Source organism: Promicromonospora iranensis, from assembly GCF_028994805.1.
Taxonomy (GTDB): Bacteria; Actinomycetota; Actinomycetes; order Actinomycetales; family Cellulomonadaceae; genus Promicromonospora; species Promicromonospora iranensis.
In genome coordinates this window covers 25,111-51,839 of the sequence record NZ_JAJQQP010000004.1, presented here as the reverse complement: position 1 = coordinate 51,839, position 26,729 = coordinate 25,111, and the positions used below count along the sequence as shown (strand labels likewise).

Genomic DNA, 26,729 nt, shown 5'->3' with positions numbered 1-26,729 from the left:
CGACGCGCGTCGGCACGATGCCGCTCATCAGACAAGAGGGGCGAACACCAGGTTCGATACATAGTGCTGAACTCAAATCAAAAAGGCCCGCATCCCTGGTCGGGATGCGGGCCTTCTCGCGCTCAGGAGCGCTCGGTTCAGGCCGAGACGTCTTCCAGGAGCTTGGTGGTCTTGCTCTGGTCCAGCGGGATGCCGGGGCCCATCGTCGTGGTCATGGTCGCCTTGCTGATGTAGCGACCCTTCGAGGACGACGGCTTGAGGCGCAGGACCTCGTCGAGCGCGGCCGCGTAGTTCTCCAGCAGCTGGACCTCCGAGAAGGAGGCCTTGCCGATGATGAAGTGGAGGTTCGCGTGCTTGTCGACGCGGAACTCGATCTTTCCGCCCTTGATGTCGGTGACAGCCTTGGTCACGTCCATCGTCACGGTGCCGGTCTTCGGGTTCGGCATGAGACCGCGGGGGCCCAGCACCTTACCGAGGCGACCGACCTTGCCCATGAGGTCCGGCGTGGCGACGGCCGCGTCGAAGTCGGTGTAGCCGGCGGCCACCTTCTCGATCAGCTCGTCGCCACCGACCTCGTCGGCACCGGCCGCGCGGGCCTCCTCCGCCTTGGCGGCGTTGGCGAACACGATGACCTTGGCGGTCTTACCCGTGCCGTTCGGCAGGTTGACCGTGCCACGGACCATCTGGTCCGCCTTGCGCGGGTCGACGCTCAGCCGGAACGCGACCTCGATGGTCGCGTCGTACTTGACGGTGGCGGTCTCCTTCGCGAGACGGATCGCGTCCAGCGGCGCGTAGAGCGTGTCGCTGTCGATCTTCTCTGCGGCGGCGAGGTACGCCTTGCTGCGCTTTGCCATGTTTCTCTCTCCTTGTGGTCGTAGCGGGCCCGTTGGCCCTGCCACTGCTGGTGCCCGACGACGTCCGCCGGTCACCGTGCCCTGTCGGGCTGCGTTGTGAGCGCGATCGTTGAGACTTCACGCCCGCTAGAGGCGCAACGATCGCGCTCACAACAACGGGGTCACTCCGAGACGGTGATGCCCATGGAGCGGGCGGTGCCCGCGATGATCAGCGAAGCGGCCTCGAGGTCGTTCGCGTTGAGGTCCGGCATCTTGGTCGTGGCGATCTCGCGGACCTGGTCCTTCGTGATCGACGCGACCTTGACCGTGTGCGGCGTCGCCGAGCCCTTGGGCACGCCGGCAGCCTTCTTGATCAGCTCGGCGGCCGGCGGGGTCTTCGTGATGAAGGTGAACGAGCGGTCCTCGTACACCGTGATCTCGACCGGGATGACGTTGCCGCGCTGCGACTCGGTCGCCGCGTTGTACGCCTTGCAGAACTCCATGATGTTCACGCCGTGCTGACCCAGTGCGGGGCCGATCGGCGGAGCCGGCGTCGCTGCGCCGGCCTGGATCTGCAGCTTGATGAGGCCGGAGACCTTCTTCTTCGGGGGCATGCTTGTCTACCTTCTGTTCGGTTGGGCCGACGCCGTGGGCGATGACCCGGTTGCAATGCTGAGGAACTGACGACTCAGATCTTGGCGACCTGGTTGAACCCCAGCTCGACCGGGGTCTCCCGGCCGAAGATGGAAACGAGGACCTTGAGCTTCTGGGCCTCGACGTTGATCTCGGAGATCGAGGCGGGCAGCGTGTCGAACGGCCCGTCGGTCACGGTCACCGACTCGCCGACCTCGAAGTCCACGTGGACCGGGGCCTTGCCACCGGTCGTCGCGCCGCCACCGGCAGCGGCCGGCTGGCCACCCTGCGACGGCTGCGGCAGCATCGACGGCGCGAGCATCGAGAAGATCTCGTCGAGGCTCAGCGGCACCGGCTGGTGCGTGTGCCCGACGAAGCCCGTGACGCCCGGCGTGTGCCGCACGGCGCCCCACGACTCGTCGGTCAGGTCCATGCGCACGAGGACGTAGCCGGGGATGCGCACCCGGCTCACGATCTTCTTCTGCGCGTTCTTGATCTCGGCAACCTCTTCCATCGGAACCTCGACCTGGAAGATGTAGTCCTCCATGTTGAGGCTCTGGATGCGGTTCTCGAGGTTGGTCTTCACGCGCTTCTCGTAGCCGGCGTACGAGTGGATGACGTACCAGTCACCCGGCTGGCTGCGGAGGGTTCGCTTGAACTCCTCGACCTCGTCCACGATGACGTCGCCGTCGGCGTCGACGGTGCGCTCGTCGGTGGCTTCGCCCTCGACCTCGCTCTCGTCCGTGGTCTCGGCGTCGGTGTCGACCGGAGTCTCGGCGTCCGCAGGCACGTCAGCGTTCTCGGCGTCCAGGGGCGCGTCGACGACCGCCTCGTCACCGTCGGACGGCGAGACGTTCTCCGTCTGGTCCAGAGAGTCCTGGGACACGAAACGAACCTGCTTTCTCTTCGTGCGCCGGGGCTACGCCCGGCACGGGTGTGCGTACCTCTACGAGCTGTGTTCGCCCATTGTCGCGCGAAAGTGCCGCGGAGGGACAATCAGCAACAGGCGAGAACGATCACAGCGAAGTACTGCGCAGCGTGCCCCATCTGCTTGTCCGGCGCACCCGGACCGACGCCGACCGTGGTCAGGGCCGTCTACGGCTGCGTCGACGTGCTGTCGCGGAAGAGCCGGATCAGGCGAAGACCCAGCCGGCGAGCATGCCGAACGCGTAGTCCAGCACCACCACGAAGAACATGACGACGACCAGGAAGACCAGCACCACGGTCGTGTACGTCATGAGCTCGGAACGCGTCGGCGAGACGACCTTCTTGAGCTCGGCCACCACTTGGCGCACGAAGAGCGCGATTCGGGCGAAGATGTTGCCGCCGCCCTTGCTCGGACGCTCCGCGGCGCTCTGGATCACCTCGGTGTCGCTCACTGCTACCCCACTCCTGTGGCCCGGCGCGCCGGTCGGCGCGGACTGGCATTCCAGGTCCACTCACGTGGGCCCGCTGCGCGCGGCCCCGCTGGGGTTCACGCTGGCAGGGTAGACAGGACTCGAACCTGCAACCTGCGGTTTTGGAGACCGCTGCGCTACCAATTGCGCCACTACCCTTTGTGTTTCGATGCCTCGTCACGTGTTGACACGAGCCCTTGGAGAGGCGCGCAACATGGGGCGAGGATCGATCACCGAGGCACAACTGTACGGTACCCAGCGCTGTAGGTCGAACTCGTTCCGGGCGGCCACGCGGTCTCGACGGGCGCGACCGTCGGGCGCTATCCATCGAGCACTGTCCATCGAACGGTGGACAGCAGGTGCAGCCGAACGGGCGTCCCGCCACGCACCTCGACAGGAGCATGCTCGACGGCATGCAGACACCCGATCCCCTGGCCGTGCGCGTACGCGGCCTCCGCAAGCGGTACGGCAGCGCGCGCGCCGGCTTCAAGAACGCCGTCGCAGGTCTCGACCTCGACGTCGCCCACGGCGAGATCGTGGCGGTCCTCGGCCCCAACGGAGCGGGCAAGACCACCACCGTCGAGATCCTCGAGGGCTTCCGCGACCGGGACGACGGCGAGGTGGTGGTGCTCGGCGAGGACCCCCGGCACGCCGGCCGCGGCTGGCGGGCACGCATCGGCGTCGTCATGCAGGACTCCCGGGACATGAGCGAGCTGACGGTCCTGGAGAAGGTACGGGCCGCCGCCGCGTCCTACCCCGACGCGCGCGACCCCGCGGAGGTCATCGCCGCCGTCGGCCTCGCCGAGAAGGCGAAGGCGCGGACCCGTGGGCTCTCCGGCGGGCAGCGGCGACGGCTCGACGTGGCGCTCGGGATCGTCGGCAGGCCCGAGCTGCTGTTCCTGGACGAACCCACCACCGGGTTCGACCCGCAGGCCCGCCGGTCCTTCTGGGACCTCGTCACCGCGCTGCGCGACGACGGCACCACGATCCTGCTGACCACCCACTACCTCGACGAGGCGGCCCAGCTGGCCGACCGGGTGGTCGTCGTGCACGACGGCGTGGTGGTCGCGTCGGGCACGCCCGAGACCCTGGGCGGCCCTGAGGCCCGCACCCCGGTGGTCGGGTGGGACGACGGCGGCGTACGGCGCACCGAGCGGACGGACCGGCCCACCGCCGCCGTCGCGCGGCTGATCGCGGGCGCCGGGCCGGACGGCGAGGTGCCCGGGCTGTCCGTGACCCGCCCGACGCTCGAGGACGTGTACCTCTCTCTGATCGGCGAGACCTCCACCACCACCGACACCACCACCGACGGCGGCGACGTCGACAGCAGCAGGAAGGCGGCGTGATGAGCACGACGAAGGGCACGGAGGGTCTCGACCGGCCGGACCAGCGGACGCGACTCGACCAACGGACGGATCTTGACCAGCGGACAGGTCGCGGCGGGCGGTCGTCCAGCGCCCGGCGGCTGCCCGGCACGCTCCGGCTGGGGCTGGTCCGTGGTGGCGTCGAGCTGCTGCAGTTCGTCCGCGAGCGCGACTCGGTGGTCTTCGGGTTCGCCTACCCGATTCTCATGCTCGCGATCTTCGCGGCGGTGTTCGGCGACGACGACCCGATCGTCGCGGACGGTGTGACGGTCAGCTTCGCGCAGTACTTCCTGCCCGGCATGGTGGCGACCGGCGTCATGCTCTCCACCTACCAGACGCTCGCCATGTCGATCGCCGTCGAGCGCGACGACGGGACGCTGAAGCGCCTCCGTGCCACGCCGCTGCCGGCGACGTCGTACTTCCTGGGCAAGGTGTTCCTGTCGCTGGTCACCGTGCTGGTGCAGACCGCGCTGCTGCTCGCGGTCGCCGCGCTCGTCTTCGACGTCCCGCTGCCCGACGATGCCGGCCACTGGGCCACCTTCGCCTGGGTGTTCGTGCTCGGCACGGCGGCCGGGGCGGTGTGCGGTGTCGCGTACTCGTCCGTGCCGCGCTCCGGCCGGTCCGCGAGCGCCGTGGTGGTCACGCCGGTCCTGGTCCTGCAGTTCACGTCCGGGGTGTTCTTCCCGGTGAGCCAGCTCCCGGGCTGGATGCTCGACCTGTCCTCGGTGTTCCCGCTCAAGTGGATCGCGCAGGGGATGCGGTCGGTGTTCCTCCCGGACGCCTTCGCGGCCGCCGAGCCGGCCGGGTCCTGGCAGCACGGGGCGACGGCTGCTGTACTGGCGGCATGGCTGGTTGTCGCGCTCGTGGTCGGCGCCCGGACGTTCCGGTGGCGGCGTCACGATGACGGCTGACGAACCCGGGGCGGGCCGCGACTACGACCTGGAGCGCCTGTACGCCGGGTGGGAGAACCAGGTGCGCTGGTGGGACGCCGCGTTCGGCGTGATCGTCGCGCTGACCGCCGTCGCCCTGGCGCTGGAGGGTACGCGGGGGTCGCAGCTCGCGGTCGCGTACACCGCGATGGGCGTGATCGTCGTGGCCTACGCGCTGTGGGGCGCGCGGGCGGCGCGCACCCGGGACCAGCGGCTGGCCGTGCTGTACCTGGCCGTGCTGGTGGTCGGGACCGGTGTCACGGTGTCGCAGGGCGGGATCGCGTCGCTCCTGCTGTTCATCGCCTTCGGGCAGACCTGGATGCTGCTGGAGTCGATCCGGCACGGCGTGATCGGTTGCGTGGTGCTCGCGGTGGCGGTGTCGGTCGGTATGACGATCCGGTACGGCCTCGACCCGGAGGTCGTGGGCGCGCTGGTGCCGCAGATGCTGGTGACGCTGGTCTTCGCGATCGGGCTGGGACTCTGGTTCCACGTGGCGATGCGACGTGCGGAGGATCACGTCCGGCTGCTCGGCAAGCTGCATGTCGCACGGACCCAGCTGGCGCTGACGAGCCACGAGGCCGGGGTCCTGGCCGAGCGGGAGCGCCTCGCCCGGGAGATCCACGACACGCTCGCCCAGGGGTTCACGAGCGTCGTCATGCAGGCGCAGGCCGCGACGGCGGGTCTCGACGTCGGGGACGACGCCGCCGTGCGCGAGCGCCTGCGCGTCGTCGAGGAGACCGCGCGCGACAACCTCGCCGAGGCCCGCGCCCTGGTGGCGGCGTTCGCGCCCGTCGCGCTGCAGGACGCCTCGCTCCCCCAGGCACTGGGCCGGCTCGGGAGCCGGTTCGCGGAGGAGACCGGCCTGGCGGTGACTGTCGAGACGGACCGGGTGGGGTCGTTGTCGCCGACGGTGGAGGTGGTGCTGCTGCGAGCCGCACAGGAGGCGTTCGCGAACGTGCGGCGGCACGCGCAGGCGCGGTCCGTCGTCGTGCGGCTGGGCCAGGCGGAGGGAGAGGTGACGCTCACGGTGTCCGACGACGGCCGTGGGCTCGGCGCGGACGCCTCGGACGGCTTCGGGCTGGCGGGGATGCGGGACCGCCTGCGGTCGGCAGGTGGCACGCTGGCCGTCGGACCGGGGGCCGACGGCGGCACCACCCTGTGCGCCAGGGTGCCGGTCGACGGCCAGGTCACGGGGCACGCTGGTGCGCCTGCTGGCGGGACGGACGACGAAGCTGAGGGGGTGGCCGGATGATCCGGGTGCTGGTGGTGGACGACCATCCGGTCGTGCGGTCAGGGCTGGCAGGCATGCTCACCGTGGAGGACGACCTCGAGGTGGTGGGCGAGGCCGGCGACGGGCAGGAAGCGGTGACGCTGGCCGCGTCGCTGCGGCCCGACGTCGTGCTGATGGACCTGCGGATGCCCGTGCTCGACGGTGTGGCGGCGACCGCCGGCATCGTGGGTACCGGGCCCCGGGTGGTGGTACTGACGACCTACGACACCGACGCCGACATCCTGCGCGCCGTCGAGGCCGGTGCCACGGGGTACCTGCTCAAGGACACGCCCCGCGCCGCGCTGGTCGCGGGTGTCCGGGCAGCGGCCCGTGGTGAGACGGTGCTGGCCCCGAGCGTGGCGACCCGCCTGGTCAGCTCGGTACGCACGGCTGCGGAGCGCCCCTCCGCCCGGGAGGCCGAGGTGCTCACGCTCGTGGCGCTCGGCCGGTCGAACGCGGAGGTCGGGCGCGAGCTGTCCATCACGGAGGCGACGGTCAAGACCCACCTCATCCGGGCGTTCGCCAAGCTCGGCGTCGCCGACCGGACCGCGGCGGTGACCGTGGCCAGGGAGCGCGGCTGGATCACCTGAGCTTTCCTGGACGCATCGCCCCGCTCCCGGGGCCGCGACCCCGGGAGCGACCTAGCGGCCGCTGGCCGGGCCGGCGGACGGGTCGCCGCCGGCCTCGCCACCCGTCGGGGCGGGCGACGGATCGACCGGCTCGTCCGTCGGCTCGACGGACGGTTCCTGTGTGGGCGTCGGTTCGACGCTGGGCTCCACGCTCGGCGTCGGCTCCACCGACGGCTCCACGCTCGGCTCCACCGACGGCTCCACGCTGGGCTCCACCGACGGCTCCTCGGTCACCGTCACGGTCGGCTCCGGCTCAGGCACCGGAGGCGGCACGTACTCGTCCTCCTGGGTCTCGCTCGGGGTGGGCGAGGGCGAAGGCGTCCGAGAGGGCTCCTGCGTCGACGGGGTGACCCTCGGCGTGACCACCGGCGTGCCCTGGTCGTTGACGAGGTTGGCGATGACCAGGCCCGCACCGCCGAACACGAGCAGCGCGAACACGATGATCGTGACCACGCGGCCGCGGCCGGTCGTCAGGGCGTGCCACCACTTGCGCTCCTCCTCGGGCGCCACCGGGGAGGGCACGACCGGCGGCGGACCGACCGGGGGCGGCACGGGAGCGGTGGCCGTCTCCGCGCCGGCCGGCTCCTCGCCGGCGGCCGCGGCGGCTCCTGCGACGCCGGCCCCGACGGCCGCGGCACCCACCGCACCGACCATCATGGTGCGGTCGTTGCCCTCGGTGACCTGGCCCATCTTCATCGTGCCCGAGCCGGCCCCCGCACCGGCGACCGGGTCGATCACCTCGGTGCCACCGGCGCCCACGCCGAGCTGCATCGTCTCGCCGCTGGTGCCCAGCCGGCCTGCGGGGCCACCGAGCAGGATCGTCACGGTGGCGCGCATCGCCTCGGCCGTGGGGAATCGCCGGCCCGGGTCCTTCGCCATCGCGCGCGAGACGAGGCGGTCCACGGACGCCGGGACCGCGGCGCGCCGCGCCGAGGCCGCCGGCACGGGCGCGTTCACGTGCGCCCGCAGCACGTCCTCCGCCTGCGCCCGCTCGTACGGCGCGTGGCCGGTCAGCGTGTAGTACGCGAGCGCACCGACCGCGTAGATGTCGCTGCGCGCGTCGAGGGGCTTGCCACGGGCCTGCTCGGGCGACATCCCGATGACCGAACCGGCGACCGTCGCGCCGTCACCGTCACCGCCGGCGGGCCGGGTGAGCCCGAGGTCCAGCAGCCCGACGACGAACGTGCCGTCGGCCTGCTTGTCGACCATCACGTTGCGCGGTGCGACGTCCCGGTGCACCAAGCCCGCCGCGTGCACGGCAGCGAGCGCCTCCAGCAGACGGTCGATGATCACCAGCGTGTCGCGCCAGGGCAGGCCGTGGTCGCCCGCGAGGTCGGACAGGGAGACGCCGGGCATGCGGTTCATCACCGTCCAGGGGACGTTCGCGCCCGCGACGTCCTCCTCGCCGGAGTCCAGCACCTTCACGACGCCCGGGTGGTCCACCAGCGCCGACGCCTCGACCTCACGCCGGAGCGAGTCGCGGGCGTTCTGGTCGTCGACCAGGTGGGGGTGCAGCACCTTGACGACGAGCGGCTGATCGAGGGCGTCGGGCTCGTCCGGTTCCTCGGGCGCGGCGATCTCGGCCGTCGCGTCGGGGTCGACGTCGACGGCGGACCCGGCGTCGGCCTCGGGCCCGGTCGCCGAGTCGGACGCCGTGTCGTCGTCCGCGGCGGTCGTGTCGTCGTCGGACGCATCGTCGTCGGACGCATCGTCGTCGGACGTCTCGCCGTCGGACGTCTTGGCGGACCCGGCCTCGTCGGTGCTCGTGCCGGCGGTCTCCGCGTCATCGTCGTCGCTTGCCGCGGGCTCCGTAGCCGGGGCCGCTGCGATCCGCTGCGCCTCGTAGACGGTGAATGTTGCCCCAGTGCCCAGGACGTCGACCAGCTCGTACTTGCCGCCGAGAACAACGTGCACCGGGAGGTCCGTCGCGTTGTCCTCGCTCGTGGTCTCTTCGTTCACTGGTTCACCGGTGTCCGTGGTTGCGCGTCGAGCAATTCAGTCATTTCGGCTATCTGGGGCATGTTCTTCTCAGGATACGTAGCGGAGCGCACGCGCACCAAAGCTGGACGTCAAGATGTGTGAGTAGTGCGGAGTATCACTACCGCGGCTGCCGTCGGACCACCGCTTTGCCAGACTACGCAGATGCGAGACCTCGCACTCCTCCCCAAGGCGCACCTCCACCTCCACTTCACGGGATCCATGCGGGTGCCCACCCTCGTCGACATGGCGGCCGCGTACCACGTGCGGCTGCCCGAGGCGCTCATCGACAACGACCCGCTGCGCCTGCCCGCCACCGAGCGTGGCTGGTTCCGCTTCCAGCGCCTGTACGACGCCGCCCGCGCGTGCGTGCGCTCGGAGGCCGACATGCGCCGCCTGGTCGACGAGGCCGCGGCCGACGACGCCGCCGAGGGCTCCGGCCGGCTCGAGATCCAGGTCGACCCGACCTCCTACGCCACGTTCGTCGGCGGCATCACCCCGGCCGTGGAGATCGTCATCGACGCCGCCAAGGCCGCGAGCGCAGCGCACGGGATCGAGGTGGGAGTGATCATCGCGGCGTCGCGCATGCGGCACCCACTCGACGCGCGCACGCTCGCCCGGCTCGCCGCCCGGTACGCGGGCGACGGCGTGGGCGAGGTGGTGGGGTTCGGGCTGTCGAACGACGAGCGCCGCGGGGACACGTCCCAGTTCGGGCACGCGTTCGACATCGCCCGACGTGCCGGTCTCGCGGCGGTGCCGCACGGGGGCGAGCTGCTCGGCCCCGACCACATCAGCGAGGTCATGCGGGAGCTCGTCCCCGACCGGATCGGGCACGGCGTGCGCGCCGCCGAGGACGAGCGGGTCCTCGCGGACATCGTGGAGCGTGGTGTCGCCCTCGAGGTGAACCCCGGCTCGAACATCGGCCTCGGCGTGTACAGCGAGGCGAGCGAGGTACCGCTGCGCACCCTGGTGGAGGCCGGCGCCCTGGTGGCGCTCGGTGCCGACGACCCGCTGCTGTTCGGGACGCGGCTCGTCGACCAGTACGAGATCGCACGGAGCGCACACGGTTTCGCGGACCGGGAGCTCGCCGCGCTGGCGTCGTCGTCGATCCGGGCGAGCCGGGCGTCGTCCGGCACGAAGGCCCGTCTCCTCGCCGAGGTCGACGCGTGGCTGCTCTCGCCGGACCCTGCCGATAGCCTGGATGCTCTCCACCCGGGCGGTACAGTCACGATTGGGTGACGATCAACCGACCCAACCGTACTGAGCGCCCGCGCGTCAGTCAGGGATAAAGGACACTCGCGAGGGGACGACGTCGTCTCGTGTGTGTGGTGCCGCGCCACCCCAGAAGGCGCGGCCGAGGAGGAGTCACGATGCGGGTAATGCACGGTAGGCCGACCCACGATGTGGGCAGGAATGTCGGCAAGAAGGTCATGGGCACGCTGGGCGCGGTAGCGCTGGCGGCGGGCCTGCTCTCGGGCTGCGGCGACGGCCAGGAGCCCCCCGCGGACACGGCGGCGACGAGCTCGCCCAGCCCGGAGGAGAGCACCCCGGGCCAGGACCCCGGCGCCGAGGAGCAGGAACCGGAGGCCTCGCCGAGCGAGCCGTCGCCCGAGGCGAGCGGTGACGGCGCTGACGAGGGCACCGACGACGGCGCGGGTGAGGGCGCCGACAACGGCAGTGGCGCACCGGACGACGCCGAGGCTGATGCCGAGGGCGGGAGCGACGGCAAGCGCGACGACAGCCCGTCCGAAGAGGATGACGGGACGTCGGACGGCAAGGGCAAGGACGGCGACAAGGAGTCCCAGGACGAGGAACCCGAGAAGCCCGACTACATCGAGTACGGCGAGGTCAGCGACCGGGTGGGCACGCTGCAGCAGCGGCTCAAGGACCTCGGCTACTTCGTGACCTCTGTCGACGACGCGTACGGCAGCGAGACGCAGCAGGCGATCTTCGCGCTGCAGAAGGCCGGTGGCCTGTACCGCGACGGCGTGGTCGGCGACGCCACGCAGAAGGCCGCGGACGACGGCGTCGTGCCCCGGGCCCGGACGTCGTCCGGCAAGGTTCTGGAGATCGACATCGACCGGCAGCTCGTGCTGGCGGTCGAGAACGGCCAGGTGGTCAAGACCATCAACGCGTCGTCCGGCAACGGGGAGACCTATGAGGCGCAGGGCACCACGTACACGGCCTACACGCCCCGCGGGTCGTTCGCGGTGTACCGCGAGGTGAACGCGATGCACTCGTCCACGCTCGAGCTGGGCGACATGTGGCGGCCCAAGTTCTTCACCGGCGGCATCGCGGTGCACGGCTCGGCGTCGGTGCCCGCGTTCCCCGCCTCGCACGGGTGCGTACGCGTCTCGAACAGCGCGATGGACTGGATCTGGGACACGTGGGGCGCCCCGTCGGGCACCCCGGTCGTCGTCTACTGACCCCCGTGCCGAGGTAGTCCTCCGGCGAGGTAGTCACCCAGTGCGCGCTGGGTGACTACCTCGCCAGAGGACTACCTCGGCAGGAGCGGTCAGAGGGAGACGCCCACCAGGACGGTCTCCGGCACCAGCGTCACGCCGAACCGGTCGCGGACCCCGTCGCGCACCGCGCGGGCGAGGGCCACGACGTCCTCGGCGCGGGCGCCGCCCCGGTTGGTCATCGCGAGGGTGTGCTTGGTCGACAGCCGCGCCGGGCTGTGCTCCCCCGCCAGACCGAAGCCCTTGCCGAAGCCCGCCCGTTCGATGAGCCAGGCGGCGCTGGTCTTCACGAGCGCCGGGTCGATCGCGCCGAGGCTCGGGCCCGTGCTGGTCTCCGGCGCCGACGAGCGGACGGGGTAGCGAGGGGCGTCCTCGGGCAGGTGCGCGAGGTGCTCCACGGGGATCACGGGGTTGGTGAAGAAGGACCCCGAGTTCCAGCGGTCGTGGTCCGGCTGCGCGCCGAACGACGGGCGGTCGAGCAGCATGCCCTTGCCGCCCCGCAGTCCCAGCACCGTCTCGCGGACGTCCTTCATCGGGGCGCGCTGCCCCACCTCGACGCCCAGGCGACGTGCCAGCTCCCCGTAGCCGACCGGCGCCGAGAACGTCCCGAGCCGGAACTGGAACTGGACGTCCAGCACCACGTAGCGCGGCGACGGGTACCAGGGAGCGCGGGGGTCCTCGTCCCGGCCCTCGCTGTGCATCGAACGCTTCAGCAGCGACGTGCGGTACCCGAAGTCCAGCTGCCCCACCGAGAACGTGCGTACCCGTCGCTCGCCCCGGTCCCACGTGCGGACCAGCGACACGACACCGGAGAGCTCCTGGCCGTACGCGCCGATGTTCTGCACCGGGGCGGCGCCCACCGTCCCGGGAATGCCCGAGAGCGACTCGACACCGACCCAGCCCTCGAAGACCGCGCGCTCCACGAGCTCGTCCCAGTTCTGGCCGGCGGGGGCGCTCACCACGGCGCCACCGCAGGAATCGTCCGACTCGACAGTGATACCGCTGCGCGTGTCGCGCACGACGACGCCGTCAAAACCCTCGTCGGCCACCAGCAGGTTGGAGCCGCCACCCACGACCAGCAGCGGCACTCCGTCATCGTCGGCGGTGCTCACCGCCTCGATCAGAGCGGCCTCTTCCTCGGCCTCCACGAACGAGGCTGCCGGGCCACCCACGCGGAGTGTGGTGAGGTCGGCAAGGCTGGGGGCCACCGCTTGCGCCTGGACGGTGTCTGCCGGGTATGGGCTCACCATGCAAGCCTATCTACCTGTCGCGATAGATTTGTGGACATCTTCGACATGCCGTGGGTGATGTCTGCCAATTCTGGAACCTTCTGGTGTCGGCAGACGTGTTCTGTGCTCGTCCCGACGGCCCCGCCGCCGGAACCCGTGTGCCTCGCGCCCTGCACTACCTCTTCACACCGGCCGCCGTCGGCAGGGGACGCAGGGACCGGGCCACGGCCAGCCCCAACGCCATCGGGACCAGCAGCACCAGCACGGCCAGGCGGTAGCCCGTCTCGTGGGCGACGAACCCGATCAGCGGCGGCCCCACGAAGAACGCCGTGTAGGCGATGGTCGAGACCGCCGCCACCCGCATCGCTGCCCGCTTCGGCTCGTCGGACGCCGCGCTCATGCCCATCGGAAAGCCCATCGCCGCGCCGAGACCCCACAGGCCGACCCCGATCAGGGCCAGCCACAGGACCGGGACCAGGGCGAACGTCAGCACACCCACGAAGGCCAGTCCCGCGGAGATCACGAGCACGGGCACCCGCCCGAAGCGGTCGATGGCCCGCGTCCCGGCGAGCCGGGCGGTGGTCATGGCGGTGAGGAAGACGGCGAGCCCCACGGCGCCCATCCCGTCGGACGTCTCGAAGCCGTCCACGACCGCGAGGCTCACCCAGTCGTTGGCCACCCCCTCGGTGAGGGCCGCACTGAGCACCACCAGCCCGATCGCCAGCGTGCGCGGCTCCCGCCAGGCGGCGACCAGCCCTGCCACGCCCGACGTCGGCGGCGTCACCTCTCCCGGGTCGGCACCGTCAGCGCTGCCCGCCCCGGCGGTGGGCACGCCGTGCGGCACGGCGGCCGCGACGACGCTCGGCGAGAAGTACCGGACGGCGATCAGCACCGACAGCAGGGCGACGACCCCGGCCGACACGATGTGCCAGACCACCGGGACGCCGATGGTCGCCACCAGGGCGCCAACGCCGGCGCCGAGCACGGTGCCGAACGAGAACCCGGCGTGGAAGACCGGCATGACCGCACGGCCGAGCCGCTGCTCCACCGCCGCGCCCTCAAGGTTCATCGCGGCGTCCCAGACGCCGGCGCCCACACCGAACAGGATCAGGCCGAGCCGCACCGCGAGGTGCTCGTCCACGACGACGCCGTACCCGGCCACCGCGAGCCCCGCCACCAGGACGCCCGCGAAGGCGACCACCGTCCGAGCGGTGCCGAAACGCTCGGCGACCAGGCCCGAGAGCGGGATGGCCGCGACGGACCCGATCGAGCCCGTGAGCAGCAGCAGACCCATGTCCTGCTCGGAGAAGGAGAGGCCGTCCCGGACCGCCGGAAGGCGCGATGCCCAGCTCGCGAAGGCAAACCCGCTGGCAGCGAAGACGACGAAGACCGCGCGGGCGGCGGCGTGTGCAGTAGGCACGGAACTCCTTGGTGCGATTGAATCTCCCGACCGTAAGCCACAATCTGGGATCAGCCCAGCAGATTCCTGGGTCCTGCACCACCGGTGCCCGATCGAGAGAAGGAACCCGCGATGAGCCGCCAGAACGTACGACCGACCCTCGCGAAGGTCGCCGAGCTGGCAGGTGTCTCCGTCTCCACCGCGTCGCTCGCTTTCTCGGGTGCGGGACCGATCACCCCCGAGACCCGGGAGAAGGTGCTGGCCGCCGCGCGCGAGCTGGAGTACTCCGGGCCCAACCCCCTGGGGCGTCAGCTCCGGTCGGGACGCTCCGGGATCGTGGGGGTGGTGATCGGCGACCAGCTGGGCCGGTCGTTCCGGGACCCGGTCTCCACCCAGGTGCTGCACGGCCTGGTCTCCGCGATCGGTGAGCAAGGGCTGGGCGTGCTGCTCGTGCCCGGTATGCCGCAGGGCGCCACCGCGCACGCGGTCGGGCTCGCGGCCGAGGCCGGGCTGCCGCCCGCCGTCGACCCGCTGGTCGAGGCCGCGGCGATGGACGTCGCCGTGCTCGTGTGGGGCACCCTGAAGGACGACCCCAACCTCGCCGCGCTGCAGCGCCGGGGCGTACCCGTCGTCATCGGCGAGGGGCACGAGGTGACGGGCGTCCCTGTCGTGAGCGTCGACGACCGCCGGGGTGCCGCCGAGGCGGTACGGCACCTGGTCGAGCTCGGGCACACGCGGATCGCGGAGATCACGCTGCCGTTCGGGCGGGACGAGCGGTCCGGGCCCGTCGACGCCGACCGGCTCGCCGCCGCCGAGCGCACGCCCACCCGCAACCGGCTGGCCGGGGTGCGGGACGTCGTCGAGCCCGTCATCTCGTGGGAGACACCGGCCTCGCTCGTGGAGCACGGGCGCGACGCCGCCACCGAGATCCTGTCCGAGTGGGCGCCCGCCAAGGACCGCCCGACGGCGATCATCGCCCACTCCGACCTGCTCGCCGCCGGCGCCGTGATCGCCGCCCGCGAGCTCGGGCTGCGGGTGCCCGAGGACGTGTCGGTGGCCGGGTTCGACGGGCTCGACCTGCCGTGGCTCTCCCCCGACGTGCTCACCAGCGTGCACCAGCCGCTCGTCGAGAAGGGCCGGGCGCTCGGTCTGGCCGTCATCGCGCTGCTCGCCGGCGAGGAGCCCGAGTCGGTGGTGCTGCCCGTGGCCCTGGTCGAGGGCACGACGACAGGTCCGGTCCCCGACCTCACCTGACCGACCCTCGTTGAGTGCTGGATATTTGTGAGTTCAGCAGGCGCCGGCCCGCAAATATCCAGCACTCAACGGCGGGTCAGGGGCGGAGGGTCGGGGCCGGGAGGTAGACGTCGCCGCCAGCGGCGCGGAACTCCTCCGACTTCTGCGCCATGCCCTCCGCTGCCGCGTCCGCGAGCGCCGCCTGGTTCCGGGCCCCGCCGAACTCGTCGCGGATGTCCTGCGAGATCCGCATCGAGCAGAACTTGGGGCCGCACATCGAGCAGAAGTGCGCGGTCTTCGCGGCCTCGGCCGGGAGTGTCTCGTCGTGGTAGGACTCGGCGAGCTCCGGGTCGAGCGACAGGTTGAACTGGTCCCGCCAACGGAACTCGAAGCGGGCCTTGGACAGGGCGTCGTCCCGGTCGCGCGCGCCGGTGTGACCCTTGGCGACGTCGGCGGCGTGCGCGGCGATCTTGTAGGTCACCACGCCGGTGCGCACGTCGTCGCGGTTCGGCAGGCCGAGGTGCTCCTTGGGCGTCACGTAGCAGAGCATCGCGGTGCCGTACCGGGCGATCTCCGTGGCGCCGATCGCGGAGGTGATGTGGTCGTATCCGGGTGCGATGTCGGTCACGAGCGGGCCGAGCGTGTAGAACGGCGCGCCGTCGCAGAGCTCCTGCTGCCGTTCCACGTTCTCTCGGACCAGGTGGAACGGGATGTGGCCGGGTCCCTCCACCATGACCTGGACGTCGTGGGCCCAGGCTCGCTTCGTCAGCTCGGCGAGCGTGTCGAGCTCGGCGAACTGGGCGGCGTCGTTCGCGTCGGCGAGCGAGCCCGGACGCAGGCCGTCACCGAGGGAGAACGCCACGTCGTACCGCGCGAAGATCTCGCAGAGCTCGTCGAAGTGGGTGTAGAGGAAGTTCTCCTGGTGGTGCGCCAGGCACCAGCCGGCGAGGATCGACCCGCCGCGCGAGACGATGCCGGTGACGCGGTCGGCGGTGAGCGGCACGTACCGGAGCAGCACGCCGGCGTGCACGGTCATGTAGTCGACACCCTGCTCGCACTGCTCGATCACGGTGTCCCGGTAGACCTCCCAGGTCAGCGCGCTCGCGTCGCCGTTCACCTTCTCCAGCGCCTGGTAGATCGGCACGGTGCCGATCGGCACCGGAGAGTTCCGCAGGAGCCACTCGCGGGTGGTGTGGATGTCGTCGCCGGTGGACAGGTCCATGACCGTGTCAGCGCCCCACTTGGTGGCCCACTCGAGCTTTTCCACCTCCTCCGCGATAGAGCTGTGGACGGCGGAGTTCCCGATGTTCGCGTTGATCTTCACCAGGAACGCCTTGCCGATGATCATCGGCTCGGACTCGGGGTGGTTCACGTTGTTCGGGATGATCGCCCGGCCTGCCGCGACCTCGCTGCGCACCAGCTCGACGTCGCAGCCCTCCCGCACCGCGACGAACCGCATCTCGGGCGTGATCACGCCCTGGCGTGCGTAGTGCATCTGGGTGACGGTCCGGCCCGGGACGGCCCGGCGGGGCCGACGTCGTTCACCCTGCCACTCCTGGGTCGCGGCGCCACGGCGCAGTGCCCCGCGGCCGTCATCGGCCAGGGCACGGTCGCGGCCGTCGTACTCCTCAGTGTCTCCCCGGGCCACCACCCAGGGTTCTCGGGCCGGCGCGAGCCCGCGGACCGGGTCGGAGCCCGGGCCCTGTGTGCGGTAGACCCGCACGGGCTCGTTCGGGGTGCCGTCGGGGGACGGCGCCAGCGTGATCTCGGTGACCGGCACCCGGAGGCCGGCGTCGTCGTGCGGTGTGCTGTCCCCGCCGTCCTGCCCGGCTTCGTAGTCGAACGCGAGCGTGCGGGACTGGGTGTTCTCCATCATCAGACTCCTGCTTCCTACGCCGGTGTTAACCGGACAGGTTCAACGGTCCCGGGCCGTCCAGCCCGATCTCAGCCCCTGCGCGAGGCACCCGTGGGATCGCCGCCGAGGCTAGCACCCTGGGCGGCAGGGCTCGACCCCAGAACCACAAACCCTTCTGTCGGGGCCCCGGCTCTGATAAAGAAGCCTCATGGCTCGCTCCACCCAGTAGTGGGCACGGACATGGAGGTAGGCATGTCGATACGAAGGAAGCTGCGGACCAGGGCGTTCGCGCTGGCGGCGACGGGAGCGCTCGTGGTGCAGGCAGGGATCGTGGCGAGTGCGGTGCCGGCGAGCGGATCGCCCGAGGACACCACGGCGGCGTCGGACAACCAGATCACGCTGACCGCCTGGGACGGGTACCGCGAGCTGCGAGCGGGCAAGACCTCGAACCTGCGGCCGGGCGCCAAGGGCGGGCTCGTGCTGCGTGGTCAGGGCGACACCGTCGAGTACACGGACCCGTTCGGGGACGGTACTCCCGTCACCTACGAGACGGGCAGGTGGACCTCGCCGGTCGTCGAGACCGGGTACCCGATCGACGAGTCCGTGAGCTCGTGGAACGCGGACACGCCCACCGGCACCTGGGTGGAGATCGAGTTCCGTGGGCGCAAGGCCGACGGGACGTGGACCAAGTGGTTCGTGATGAGCCGCTGGGCGTCGGGTGCCGAGTTCGCGCCCGCCGACGGAAGCGTCGGCGACATCCACCGCACGTCCGTGAACGGTCAGACCGACGCGGACGCCTATCTCTTCACGGACACCTACGTCGCGAAGTCGGGCCGTGAGCCGAACGCGTTCCAGACCCGGGCGACGCTGTACCGGCCGGAGGGCACCCGGGTCTCCCCGCGGCTGGACTCGGTGAGCACCATGACCAACGAGTACCTGCCCGACTCGCACTACACGGGCACCACCGACTTCACGCTCGGGCGCGAGGTAGCGCTCGACGTGCCGCAGTTCAGCCAGAACATCCACCGCGGCGAGTACCCCGAGTTCGGGGGCGGCGGCCAGGTGTGGTGCTCGCCGACGTCGTCGACCATGGTGCTCTACTACTACGGGCGCGAGGTGCCGGCCGAGGAGCTGGAGGGCATCGAGGCCCCGAACGGCGACCCGCAGGTCGACTACGCCGCCATGCGCACGTGGGACTACACCTACGAGGGTGCGGGCAACTGGCCGTTCAACGCGGCCTACGCGAGCACGTTCGGCCTGAAGTCGTTCGTGACCCGCCTACGCTCCCTGGCGGAGGCGGAGAAGTTCATCGAGGCCGGGATCCCGCTCATCGTCTCGATCAGCTTCGAGGAGGAGGAGATGCCCGAGGCCGGCTACGGCACCAACGGGCACCTCGTCACGCTGGTCGGCTTCACCGCCGACGGCGACCCGATCATCAACGACCCGAACAAGGCGAGCAACGAGGCGGTGCGCTCGGTGTACACGCGGGAGAACTTCGAGCGTGTGTGGCAGACCTCTACCGACGGCATCACGTACGTCTACCACCCGAAGGACGTCGCGCTGCCGCGCAACCTCCCGGGGGTCACGCCCAACTGGTGACGACGGCACCGCCGAGGTAGTCACCCAGCGGGGTAGTCACCCAGCAGGCTGGGTGACTACCTCGCTACCTGACTACCTCGCCAGGTGACTACCTCGGCGACACGAGTTCGGGGGTTGAGGTGTACCGCGCCGGCCTGTGGCCCGCTGCGGAGACCGTCACCTCGACCGCGAGCTCTGCGCCCAGGTCACGCCCCGTCACCAGGTACCGGGAACCGATCGCCCCGCGCACCGGCTCGCCGTCACGCAGCCACTGGTAGCTGACGTGGACGTCGTCCGGGAGGTACGTCCCGGCGTCGGCCGTCAGGACCTTGCCCGGCTTGGCCCGGCCCTCGATGCTCGGCCCGGTCACGTCCGCGACCACCGGGTCGTGCAGCTCGACGTCGGCCGCGTTGACGAACACGTGCCGGTGCGCCAACCACACCTGGTAGTACACGTCGTCGCCACGGACCACCGTGCGGTCGCCCGGGCCGGAGCCGTCGAACGTGGTGGCCCGGTAGTAGTCGGAGGCCACGTGGTCGTCGGCCACCGCGTACGTCTGGTCCACACCCACCTGGTACTCGATGGGCGTGACCGGCTGCACCGGGACGTCCGGGTGGTCCTCGTACGCCGCCGCCTCCGGGTACGCCCTGCCGAAGACCGGCGCCGGCGCGTCGCCCGCGACGGTGATCGTCCTGGCCGTCGCGGGCACCACCACCGGACGGTCGGCCGGGTTGTGCAGCCAGGCCAGCGAACCGGCCCACCACACACCCAGCCAGTCGCCCTCCACCTGGTCTACGACGAGCTTGTGCCCGGACTGCACGCGCGCGCTCACGTCGCTCGCGTAGGTCGTGCCGTCGGTACCGTCCGGCTTCCAGCCCGGGTCCTTCGCCAGGGGGGCATCGGCCGAGGGCGCCTGCCGCAGGTATCGGAAGTTCGTCCCGGCACCCTCGACGCACGCGCCCGACCCCGGCGACGCCTGCTCGCAGCCCGTCACGGTGTTCGGGTTGTCGGCGTAGCCCGTGCGCACCTCGACGACGTCGCCCGTCTCGACGTCCGTCGTCGTCTCCAGATCACCGCCGATGGGGGCGCCGAGCAGCTCGAAGTAGTGGTCCCAGTCCCAGTACGGGCCCGGGTCCCAGTGCACGTTCTTGGTGTACCCGGGCAGGATGCCTGGTACCTGGTCGTGCCCGATGACGTGCGCCCGGTCGAGCGGGATGTCGTGCTCCGCCGCCAGGTGCCGCACCAGTGCCGCCGACGACCGGTACATCGCCTCGGTGTACCAGGCGCCCGTACCGGCCCAACCCTCGTGCTCCAGACCGATGGAGTGCATGTTCATGAACCAGTTGCCCGCGTGCCAGCCGACGTCGGCCGGGTCGAGGTGGTTCGCCACGTGCCCGTCCGAGGACCGCAGCGTGTAGTTCCACGCCAGGTAGCTGGGGTCCTGCACCAGGTTGACCGTGGGCTGGTAGGCCGTCTCGGTGTCGTGGATCAGGATGTAGTCCAGCGACGGTCCGCCCGCGCCGGTGCGGTCGGCCTGGTCGTGGTTGCCGTAGTCCCCGGTGTTGTCCGGGAGGTCCGCCGAGGCCTTCTCGTACGGGGCGGGCAGCCACTCGCAGCCCAGGTCCTCGGGGCAGTCCGTCTCCGGGTCGCTCGAGCTCGCGGCCCGCGGCACGACGACGTCCCGGTTGCCCGTGAAGATCACTGCGCCGTCGGCCGGGGTGGTCGTTCCGGCGCCCTCACGAAGGATTGTGTACACCTGTGTAGCGAAACCCTCGACGTCGCTCATCCGGGACACCGCGTTCTCCCACTCCCCCAGGCTGTCCGACGTCGTCCCGGCCGGCTCGGCGTCGGCCGCGCCGTCGCGCACCGCCTGGGCCTGGTAGGAAGCGAGCAGGGCCGCTCCGCCGCACACGTTGGCCTGCGACTCGGCCTTCAGGGTCTCCTCGTCGAGGCCGGTGAGCCGCGCCGCGCGGGTGAGCTCGGGGGTGCCCTCGTGGGCAGGGCCCGCCTTGTCGTTCACCGCGGAGAGGGGCAGGCCGTCACCGTGCGCGTGACCGGGAGCCGCGCCGCCCACGAGGTTGAACACCCCGTAGCCGCCGTCGGCGCTGACCTGGCCGGCGTGCTGGTTCCAGCGCGACTCCATGTACGACACCGCCTTGAGCAGGTCCTCGGGCACACCGGTCACCTCGGCGGCGGCGGCGAACGACTCGTCGAGCGAACCGGCGGCGAGGACGGCGGTGCAGGTCACCGGTCCGCCGTCGGATTCCGTCGCCGTCGGGACCGCACTGGCCGCCGAGAGGGGTAGGAGTGGAAGAAGCAGCCCGGCCGCCGTGGCCAAGGCTGTGCTGCGCCGTCGTGACGTCACGCGGAGATCCTCTCGTCAGCCGTTCACATGCGGGACGAGAGAATCACACCCGATCCGGGAGCGCATGAGAAGACCTACGGGTGAAGAGCCCGTCACCCGGACGGACGCGCGAGAGTCAGAGGCGGACGATCGCCTGGGCGCGACCCAGGACCTTCGCTCCGTCGACGGTGACGGCGAGGTCGACGCGCACGGTGCCGGCGTCGCCGTCGATCACGCCGATCGTGGCGGTGACGTCAACCGACGCCGTGCCCGGGTTGGGCACCTCGACGGGCTTGGTGAACCGCGTCTGGTAGTCGACGACGGCGCCCGGGTCGCCCGCCCACTCCGAGACCAGGCCGACGACGGCACCCATGGTCAGCATGCCGTGCGCGATGACGCCGGGCAGACCCGCGCCCTCGGCGACCTTGTCGTTCCAGTGGATCGGGTTGAAGTCACCGCTGGCGCCCGCGTAGCGGACGAGGTCCGCGCGGTCGAAGGTGACGGTGCGCGTGCCGATCACGTCGCCGACGGCGAGAGCCGCCATGTCGGGGCGGCTCATGCGTCCTCACCTCGGATGGCAAGCGTGGAGATGACGGTGGCAACAGGCTCGCCAGGGCTCTCGGCCTCGGGCGACGGCACCTCGATGCTCTCCGGCATCGCGTAGATCTCGCAGCGCGTGGTGACCATGCTGATGGCTCCGCGGGAGACGATCCGGTCCACGTGCAGCACCGTCGTGAGCTCGTCACCGGCGACGATGGGGCGGTGGTGCGTGAAGCGCTCGTCCGCGTGGACCACGCGCGAGAAGTCGATGTCGGCCGCCGGGTCGCTGATGTACTGCGCCTCGGCGCGCTGCGCCACGATCACGGCGAAGGTCGGCGGAGCGACCAGGTCCAGATAGCCCAGACCCCGCGCTGCCACGAGATCGTGGTGCGCGGGGTGGGTGGCACCGACAGCTGTGGCGAACTCGCGGATCTTCTCGCGGCCTACGGAGTAGGGGGCGTCGGCCGGGTAGACCCGGCCCTCGAAGTCAGCGTTCGCCACGTCGGTGTGAACCAGCTACCGAGACTCAGCGAGTCTCGCGGTGCGACGTGTGCTTACCGCAGCGCGGGCAGAACTTCGCCAGCTCCAGGCGGTCGGGGTCGTTACGGCGGTTCTTCTTGGTGATGTAGTTCCGCTCCTTGCAGTCCACGCATGCGAGCGTGATCTTCGGGCGGACGTCCGCACTCTTGCTTGCCATGGCTCTCACCTCCGCGCCTCGAGAGGGAGGCGCCATGTGTCTTCGCGTCGTCCGGCAAGGGACGCCGAACGGATGTACTTGCTTGGTAGCGAGGGCGGGGCTCGAACCCGCGACCTCACGATTATGAGTCGTGCGCTCTGACCAGCTGAGCTACCCCGCCGCGCGTGACGGAACGCGAGGCCATCCGCCGTTAATCCCCCACCGGCGAACCGGAAAGAAGGACGGACGACCCCGCGTCGATCACAGAGCCCCGAAAGGGAATCGAACCCTTGACCTTCTCCTTACCATGGAGACGCTCTGCCGACTGAGCTATCGGGGCGGCGAGGAAGACTCTACATGCCCTCCGGCCTCGCGTGAAATCGAATCGGGTGTGAAGTAGGCCGCGTCGCTCAGGAGCCCTGGTCGACCGTCCCGTGGAGTCCTTCGGACGGGGGCGCCGAGATCGGTCGGTTGCTTTGCGGACCCAGTGACTTCGGTCCCTTGCTGGGCGGACCTGGTGAGATCGGTCGGTTGCGATGAGATCGGTCCATCGAACGACCGAGCTCATCGCAACCGACCGAAGTCATGGACGAGCCGCAGCAAGGGACCGAAGTCAGCGGAGGGGCACAGCCGACAACGAAGTAGGGCCTGACCCGCGTTTCCGCTGGTCAGGCCCTACTCGTGAGTCACGTGGCTGGTGAGGGATTCGAACCCCCGAAGGCTGAGCCGTCTGATTTACAGTCAGATCCCTTTGGCCGCTCGGGCAACCAGCCGTGAACGAGCCCAACCATAGCGCCCTCCTGGCCCTCGCGAGAAATCGAAAAAAGGCCCGGCCTGGTGACGAGCCCCACAGCACCCGCCGTGATCCGGACCGACGCGCGAGACCTATCGTGACGGCGTGACACAACACCAAGATCGCTGGGGTCTGCCGCTCGGCATCGGGGCCTACCTGCTCTGGGGCGGGATGCCGCTCTTCTTCCCGCTGCTCCAGCCGGCGGGTGCCCTGGAGATCGTGGCCCACCGCATCGTGTGGAGCCTGCTCTTCTGCCTCATCGCGCTCGCCGCTCTGCGCCAGCTGGGGGTCTTCCTGACCGCCCTGCGTTCGCCGCGCATCCTGGGCACGTTCGTCGTCGCCGCGGCGCTGATCGTCGTCAACTGGGTCGTGTACGTGTACGCCGTCCTCAGCGACCGCGTGCTCGACGCCGCCCTGGGCTACTTCATCAACCCGATCGTCACCGTGCTGCTCGGCGTGCTGGTCCTGCGGGAACGGCTGCGACCCGTGCAGTGGATCGCGATCTCCTTCGGCGCCGCATCGGTGGTCGTGCTGTCCACCGGGCTGGGTGGCCTGCCGTGGATCTCGCTGTGCCTCGCTGTTTCCTTCGGCCTCTACGGGCTCGTGAAGAACCGTGTGGGCCGTACCGTCCCGGCTCTGCCCGGCCTCGCTGTCGAGACGGTGGTCGCCGTCCCGTTCGCCCTCGCCTACCTCGTCTGGCTCGGCAGCGCCGGGACCTTCACGGGACACGGGGCCGGACACGTGCTGCTGCTCATGTCAGCAGGCATCGTGACAGCGCTGCCCCTGCTCCTCTTCGGCGCTGCCGCGCGGCGCCTGCCCCTGTCCGTGATCGGCATGCTGCAGTACCTCGCTCCCCTGCTGCAGTTCCTCGTGGGGCTGCTCGTCTTCGGGGAGCACATGCCGGCCGCGCGCTGGGCCGGGTTCGTCCTGGTGTGGGTCGCGCTCGTGCTGATCACGATCGACGGGATCCGCCAGAGCCGGCGAGCTCCCCGGCCGCGTCTGGGGTGAGGCCGGTCGAGCTTGCCGGGACGGAGGTCTCGACAAGCTCGACCAACGGTGACTCGACCAGCGGTGGTTCAGCCGACCACGCCGGCGACCTGGCGGGTCGTCACGTTGAGGCGGTTGTAGACGTTGGTGACCCCGATGTAGAGCACCAGCGCCGCGAGCGCCTGCTCGTCGTAGTGCTCGGTGGCACGGTTCCAGATCGCGTCGGGCACGGGATCCGAGCTGTCCGCGAGCCGCGTGACCGACTCGGCGAGCTCGATCGCCGCGCACTCCGCCTCGGAGAGGTACGGCGACTCACGCCAGGCGGAGACCGAGGCGAGGCGGTCCTCCGACTCGCCTGCCTTGCGGGCCTGGCGCATCCCGTAGTCGATGCACCAGGCGCAACCGTTGATCTGGCTCGTGCGGAGGTGCACCAGCTCTAGCGTGGTGGCCGGTACGCCCTGCCCGTGGACGATCTGTCCCAGCGCGCCCAGGTGCTTCACCGCGCCCGGCACGAGCAGTGCCGGGCTCTGCATGCGGGGCTCCAGCGTCCGCAGGTGCGGGGTGGTGGACGCCTCGGGGGCGAACTCGTGGGTCGTGGTCTCGGTGGTCATCGTGGCCCTCTCGTCATGGCCGGAAGTCCCGGCCGGTCACATCGGCGCCCTGCGCGCCGTCACACACCTGACTCCCCCGAGACCGAGGATGTGACCGATGGATCCCGATGAGCTCGCCACCGCCTTCGAGCAGCACCGCCCCCGCCTGCGTGCGGTCGCCTACCGGATGCTCGGCAACCCCGACGACGCCGACGACGCGCTGCAGGAGACCTGGCTGCGCCTGAACCGCACCGGTGACGCCGAGATCGACAGCCTCGCCGCCTGGCTGACGACGGTCACCGGCCGGATCTGCCTCGACATGCTCCGCTCCCGGTCGACACGTCGCGAGGCGCCGCTGCCGACCGGCCTGCCGGACGACATCGGGCCAGAGCTTCCCCACGACGACGTCCCGGACCCCGCGCAGGAGGCGGAGCTGGCCGACGTCGTCGGGCTGGCGATGCAGTTCGTGCTGCAGAGCCTCGACCCCGCCGAACGGTTGGCCTTCGTGCTGCACGACCTGTTCGCGGTCCCCTACGAGCAGATCGCACCGGTGCTGGGCCGCTCGGTCGCCGCGTCGCGTCAGCTCGCGAGCCGCGGCCGACGCCGGGTGCAGTCGGGGGCGGCCGCGCAGGACGGCGGGGTGTCCGGCGTCGGCTCCCGGACCGCCGCCGAGATCCGGACCGACCGACAGGTGGTGGAGGCGTTCCTCACGGCGTCCCGCACGGGCGACCTCGCGGGCCTGCTGGCCGTGCTCGCGCCGGAGGTGGTGCTGCGCGCCGACCAGTCGGCGGTCGAGACGGCGGCGGCGTCCGCCGACAAGGGCGCTCCCCTGCTGGCGCGCGAGGTGCGTGGCGCCGCGGCCGTCGCGGAGGCGTTCCGGGGCCGGGCGGGAGGTGCCGTGCCCGCGCTGGTCGGCGGCGCCGTCGGGTTCACGTGGGCGCCGGGCGGCACGCCGCGCGCCGTGTTCGCGGTGGTCGTGCACGACGGGCGGATCGCCAGCGTCGACCTGGTCGGCGACCCGGGCGCCATCGCCGTGCTGGGCGTGGAGCTGCTCGGCTGACCGCCCGGGGTGGTGTGGGTGTCGGGTGGCAGGGTGGGCGCATGAACGCTCCTCGCACCGTGGTGGCCGGTCCGGCCACGTGGAACACGATGGTCCGGCTCGACCACCTTCCCGAGCCCCGCCCGCACGCCGTGTTCGCGCGCGGCGCGGTGCGCACGCTGGGCGGTACGAGCGCCGGGAAGGTCCTGCACCTCGCGGATCTCGGGGCGGCCAGCACGCTCGTCACCGATGTCGGGACTGACCGGGAGGGCGACCTGATCCTCGCGGCGCTGGACCGCGCAGAGGGCGTCGAGGTGCTGGCCCGGCGGGCCCCCGGCTCATCGGAGCAGCACCTGAACCTGATGACCGACGCCGGTGAGCGCCTGTCGATCTACCTCGCGACAACCACGGCCTCCCCCGGGCCCGACGCCGTCGCCGTCGCCCGGGTGGCCGACGCCGAGCACGTGGTGCTGGACCTCGGCGCCGCCGGGCTGAGCCTGCTCCCGGCCGCCGTCGCGAGCGGGGCGAGGCTGTGGACCGACCTGCACGACTACGACGGTGTGGCGGAGTTTCACCGTCCGTTCGCCGAGGCGTGCTCGCACGTCTTCCTCAACGACGACGGTACCGACGACGGTACCGACGACCACCGTGCCCTCATGTCCGACCTGCTGGGCCGTGGCGCCGAGACCGTGGTGTGCACGCTCGGCGCCGACGGGGCCGTCGCACGCACCGCGGAGGGCTGGTTCGAGTGCCCGGCGGAGCCCGTGGACGTGGTCGACACCAACGGCGCAGGTGACGCGTTCTTCGCCGGGTTCTTCACAGCACACCTCGCGGGTGCGGGCACCGCGGACTGTCTCCGGGCGGGCGCACGCCAGGCGACCCGGGCCCTGACCACCGTGCACCTGTCCCCGCTCCTCGACGAACACCTTTTGTCGTGAGCGTGAGGGTGATCGTCGCGGCGAGAACGGACAC

24 protein-coding genes, 4 tRNA genes and 1 riboswitch are annotated in these 26,729 nt (G+C 71.1%); of the genes, 11 read left to right on the top strand and 17 right to left on the bottom strand.

What is annotated here, in order from left to right:
• Positions 1-137: 137 nt before the first annotated feature.
• The 5 genes from rplA to LUM46_RS07345 form a co-directional block, all read right to left on the bottom strand.
• Positions 138-854, bottom strand: coding sequence for a 50S ribosomal protein L1 (gene rplA / locus LUM46_RS07365; RefSeq protein ID WP_274993139.1), 717 nt, complete (start codon positions 852-854; stop codon positions 138-140).
• A gap of 161 nt (positions 855-1,015) precedes the next feature.
• Entirely contained in the window at positions 1,016-1,447 is a 432-nt protein-coding gene (rplK, locus tag LUM46_RS07360; protein WP_274993138.1) for a 50S ribosomal protein L11, read from the bottom strand.
• A 74-nt stretch (positions 1,448-1,521) separates the two neighbouring features.
• Positions 1,522-2,352 carry a transcription termination/antitermination protein NusG gene (nusG, locus tag LUM46_RS07355; protein ID WP_274993137.1) on the bottom strand — a complete coding sequence of 277 codons (831 nt, stop codon included), beginning with the start codon at positions 2,350-2,352 and terminating at the stop codon, positions 1,522-1,524.
• A 247-nt stretch (positions 2,353-2,599) separates the two neighbouring features.
• Positions 2,600-2,845 carry a preprotein translocase subunit SecE gene (gene secE / locus LUM46_RS07350; protein ID WP_274993136.1) on the bottom strand — a complete coding sequence of 82 codons (246 nt, stop codon included), beginning with the start codon at positions 2,843-2,845 and terminating at the stop codon, positions 2,600-2,602.
• 101 nt (positions 2,846-2,946) lie between these two features.
• Positions 2,947-3,022, bottom strand: a tRNA-Trp gene (locus LUM46_RS07345).
• Between the two features lie 254 nt (positions 3,023-3,276).
• Here LUM46_RS07345 and LUM46_RS07340 point away from each other — a divergent pair.
• The 4 genes from LUM46_RS07340 to LUM46_RS07325 are packed head-to-tail and all read left to right on the top strand — an operon-like array spanning position 3,277 to position 7,016.
• Entirely contained in the window at positions 3,277-4,209 is a 933-nt protein-coding gene (locus tag LUM46_RS07340; RefSeq protein WP_274993135.1) for an ABC transporter ATP-binding protein, read from the top strand.
• Complete coding sequence (locus LUM46_RS07335) at positions 4,209-5,138, top strand: ABC transporter permease (protein WP_274993134.1); 930 nt, start codon at positions 4,209-4,211, stop codon at positions 5,136-5,138. Before LUM46_RS07340 ends, LUM46_RS07335 begins: the two co-directional genes overlap by 1 nt.
• A complete protein-coding gene (locus LUM46_RS07330) occupies positions 5,128-6,408 on the top strand; it encodes a sensor histidine kinase (RefSeq protein ID WP_274993133.1) in 1,281 nt (426 codons plus the stop codon). Before LUM46_RS07335 ends, LUM46_RS07330 begins: the two co-directional genes overlap by 11 nt.
• Entirely contained in the window at positions 6,405-7,016 is a 612-nt protein-coding gene (locus LUM46_RS07325; RefSeq protein ID WP_274993132.1) for a response regulator, read from the top strand. The genes LUM46_RS07330 and LUM46_RS07325 overlap by 4 nt, the downstream gene beginning before the upstream one ends.
• Positions 7,017-7,067: 51 nt before the next feature.
• Here LUM46_RS07325 and LUM46_RS07320 read toward each other — a convergent pair whose 3' ends face one another.
• Positions 7,068-9,014: a serine/threonine protein kinase gene (locus LUM46_RS07320; RefSeq protein ID WP_274993131.1), complete on the bottom strand. Its 1,947-nt coding sequence runs from the start codon at positions 9,012-9,014 to the stop codon at positions 7,068-7,070.
• 183 nt (positions 9,015-9,197) lie between these two features.
• Here LUM46_RS07320 and LUM46_RS07315 point away from each other — a divergent pair, with 183 nt between their 5' ends.
• Positions 9,198-10,271: an adenosine deaminase gene (locus LUM46_RS07315; RefSeq protein WP_274993130.1), complete on the top strand. Its 1,074-nt coding sequence runs from the start codon at positions 9,198-9,200 to the stop codon at positions 10,269-10,271.
• Positions 10,272-10,402: 131 nt separating this feature from the next.
• Entirely contained in the window at positions 10,403-11,458 is a 1,056-nt protein-coding gene (locus LUM46_RS07310) for a L,D-transpeptidase family protein (RefSeq protein WP_274993129.1), read from the top strand.
• An 89-nt stretch (positions 11,459-11,547) separates the two neighbouring features.
• Here the strand turns inward: LUM46_RS07310 and LUM46_RS07305 are convergent, their stop codons facing one another.
• Both LUM46_RS07305 and LUM46_RS07300 read right to left on the bottom strand, forming a co-directional pair.
• The gene (locus LUM46_RS07305; RefSeq protein ID WP_274993128.1) at positions 11,548-12,741 is read right to left on the bottom strand and encodes a UDP-N-acetylmuramate dehydrogenase; all 1,194 of its coding nucleotides are present in this window, start codon (positions 12,739-12,741) and stop codon (positions 11,548-11,550) included.
• Positions 12,742-12,898: 157 nt separating this feature from the next.
• Positions 12,899-14,143 (bottom strand): MFS transporter, encoded by a 1,245-nt coding sequence (locus LUM46_RS07300; protein ID WP_274993127.1) that lies wholly within the window; start codon positions 14,141-14,143, stop codon positions 12,899-12,901.
• A 111-nt stretch (positions 14,144-14,254) separates the two neighbouring features.
• Between LUM46_RS07300 and LUM46_RS07295 the strand changes: the two genes are divergently transcribed.
• Positions 14,255-15,376: a LacI family DNA-binding transcriptional regulator gene (locus LUM46_RS07295; RefSeq protein ID WP_274993126.1), complete on the top strand. Its 1,122-nt coding sequence runs from the start codon at positions 14,255-14,257 to the stop codon at positions 15,374-15,376.
• A gap of 76 nt (positions 15,377-15,452) precedes the next feature.
• Here the strand turns inward: LUM46_RS07295 and thiC are convergent, their stop codons facing one another.
• Positions 15,453-17,231 (bottom strand): phosphomethylpyrimidine synthase ThiC, encoded by a 1,779-nt coding sequence (thiC, locus tag LUM46_RS07290; protein ID WP_274993125.1) that lies wholly within the window; start codon positions 17,229-17,231, stop codon positions 15,453-15,455.
• Positions 17,226-17,331: riboswitch (TPP riboswitch) on the bottom strand. Its footprint overlaps the gene before it by 6 nt.
• 131 nt (positions 17,332-17,462) lie before the next feature.
• On the opposite strand from thiC, the gene LUM46_RS07285 reads away from it, so the two are divergent.
• Complete coding sequence (locus tag LUM46_RS07285; protein ID WP_274993124.1) at positions 17,463-18,809, top strand: C39 family peptidase; 1,347 nt, start codon at positions 17,463-17,465, stop codon at positions 18,807-18,809.
• An 88-nt stretch (positions 18,810-18,897) separates the two neighbouring features.
• Here the strand turns inward: LUM46_RS07285 and LUM46_RS07280 are convergent, their stop codons facing one another.
• The 7 genes from LUM46_RS07280 to LUM46_RS07250 all read right to left on the bottom strand — a co-directional run bounded on the left by LUM46_RS07280 (position 18,898) and on the right by LUM46_RS07250 (position 23,121).
• The gene (locus LUM46_RS07280) at positions 18,898-21,036 is read right to left on the bottom strand and encodes an N-acetylmuramoyl-L-alanine amidase (protein WP_274993123.1); all 2,139 of its coding nucleotides are present in this window, start codon (positions 21,034-21,036) and stop codon (positions 18,898-18,900) included.
• Positions 21,037-21,268: 232 nt separating this feature from the next.
• On the bottom strand, positions 21,269-21,691 hold the full coding sequence (locus tag LUM46_RS07275) for a MaoC family dehydratase (RefSeq protein WP_274993122.1): 423 nt from the start codon (positions 21,689-21,691) through the stop codon (positions 21,269-21,271).
• A complete protein-coding gene (locus tag LUM46_RS07270; RefSeq protein ID WP_274993121.1) occupies positions 21,688-22,173 on the bottom strand; it encodes an FAS1-like dehydratase domain-containing protein in 486 nt (161 codons plus the stop codon). The genes LUM46_RS07275 and LUM46_RS07270 overlap by 4 nt, the downstream gene beginning before the upstream one ends.
• Before the next feature lie 25 nt (positions 22,174-22,198).
• Positions 22,199-22,369: a 50S ribosomal protein L33 gene (gene rpmG / locus LUM46_RS07265; RefSeq protein ID WP_013837798.1), complete on the bottom strand. Its 171-nt coding sequence runs from the start codon at positions 22,367-22,369 to the stop codon at positions 22,199-22,201.
• A gap of 83 nt (positions 22,370-22,452) precedes the next feature.
• A tRNA-Met gene (locus tag LUM46_RS07260) sits at positions 22,453-22,529 on the bottom strand.
• 86 nt (positions 22,530-22,615) lie between these two features.
• Positions 22,616-22,688, bottom strand: a tRNA-Thr gene (locus LUM46_RS07255).
• 351 nt (positions 22,689-23,039) lie between these two features.
• Positions 23,040-23,121, bottom strand: a tRNA-Tyr gene (locus LUM46_RS07250).
• Positions 23,122-23,246: 125 nt separating this feature from the next.
• Between LUM46_RS07250 and rarD the strand changes: the two genes are divergently transcribed.
• Complete coding sequence (rarD, locus tag LUM46_RS07245) at positions 23,247-24,149, top strand: EamA family transporter RarD (protein ID WP_274993120.1); 903 nt, start codon at positions 23,247-23,249, stop codon at positions 24,147-24,149.
• A 68-nt stretch (positions 24,150-24,217) separates the two neighbouring features.
• On the opposite strand, the gene LUM46_RS07240 is transcribed toward rarD, so the two are convergent.
• Positions 24,218-24,739: a carboxymuconolactone decarboxylase family protein gene (locus LUM46_RS07240; protein WP_274993119.1), complete on the bottom strand. Its 522-nt coding sequence runs from the start codon at positions 24,737-24,739 to the stop codon at positions 24,218-24,220.
• Positions 24,740-24,836: 97 nt separating this feature from the next.
• On the opposite strand from LUM46_RS07240, the gene LUM46_RS07235 reads away from it, so the two are divergent.
• Both LUM46_RS07235 and LUM46_RS07230 read left to right on the top strand, forming a co-directional pair.
• Positions 24,837-25,778, top strand: a complete 942-nt coding sequence (locus tag LUM46_RS07235; RefSeq protein WP_274993118.1) for a sigma-70 family RNA polymerase sigma factor — start codon at positions 24,837-24,839, stop codon at positions 25,776-25,778.
• 41 nt (positions 25,779-25,819) lie between these two features.
• Positions 25,820-26,695, top strand: a complete 876-nt coding sequence (locus tag LUM46_RS07230; protein WP_274993117.1) for a carbohydrate kinase family protein — start codon at positions 25,820-25,822, stop codon at positions 26,693-26,695.
• Positions 26,696-26,729 lie beyond the last annotated feature (34 nt).

Bases quoted from the DNA above. Each gene is read 5' to 3' on its own strand.
- LUM46_RS07285 (WP_274993124.1), top strand. From the start codon at position 17,463: ATGTCGATACGAAGGAAGCTGCGGACCAGGGCGTTCGCGCTGGCGGCG.
- rplK (WP_274993138.1), bottom strand. From the start codon at position 1,447: ATGCCCCCGAAGAAGAAGGTCTCCGGCCTCATCAAGCTGCAGATCCAG.
- LUM46_RS07295 (WP_274993126.1), top strand. From the start codon at position 14,255: ATGAGCCGCCAGAACGTACGACCGACCCTCGCGAAGGTCGCCGAGCTG.
- LUM46_RS07275 (WP_274993122.1), bottom strand. From the start codon at position 21,691: ATGAGCCGCCCCGACATGGCGGCTCTCGCCGTCGGCGACGTGATCGGC.
- LUM46_RS07330 (WP_274993133.1), top strand. From the start codon at position 5,128: ATGACGGCTGACGAACCCGGGGCGGGCCGCGACTACGACCTGGAGCGC.
- LUM46_RS07240 (WP_274993119.1), bottom strand. From the start codon at position 24,739: ATGACCACCGAGACCACGACCCACGAGTTCGCCCCCGAGGCGTCCACC.
- LUM46_RS07310 (WP_274993129.1), top strand. From the start codon at position 10,403: ATGCGGGTAATGCACGGTAGGCCGACCCACGATGTGGGCAGGAATGTC.
- LUM46_RS07230 (WP_274993117.1), top strand. From the start codon at position 25,820: ATGAACGCTCCTCGCACCGTGGTGGCCGGTCCGGCCACGTGGAACACG.
- LUM46_RS07340 (WP_274993135.1), top strand. From the start codon at position 3,277: ATGCAGACACCCGATCCCCTGGCCGTGCGCGTACGCGGCCTCCGCAAG.
- thiC (WP_274993125.1), bottom strand. From the start codon at position 17,231: ATGATGGAGAACACCCAGTCCCGCACGCTCGCGTTCGACTACGAAGCC.
- rplA (WP_274993139.1), bottom strand. From the start codon at position 854: ATGGCAAAGCGCAGCAAGGCGTACCTCGCCGCCGCAGAGAAGATCGAC.
- rpmG (WP_013837798.1), bottom strand. From the start codon at position 22,369: ATGGCAAGCAAGAGTGCGGACGTCCGCCCGAAGATCACGCTCGCATGC.
- LUM46_RS07325 (WP_274993132.1), top strand. From the start codon at position 6,405: ATGATCCGGGTGCTGGTGGTGGACGACCATCCGGTCGTGCGGTCAGGG.
- LUM46_RS07235 (WP_274993118.1), top strand. From the start codon at position 24,837: ATGGATCCCGATGAGCTCGCCACCGCCTTCGAGCAGCACCGCCCCCGC.
- LUM46_RS07335 (WP_274993134.1), top strand. From the start codon at position 4,209: ATGAGCACGACGAAGGGCACGGAGGGTCTCGACCGGCCGGACCAGCGG.
- LUM46_RS07315 (WP_274993130.1), top strand. From the start codon at position 9,198: ATGCGAGACCTCGCACTCCTCCCCAAGGCGCACCTCCACCTCCACTTC.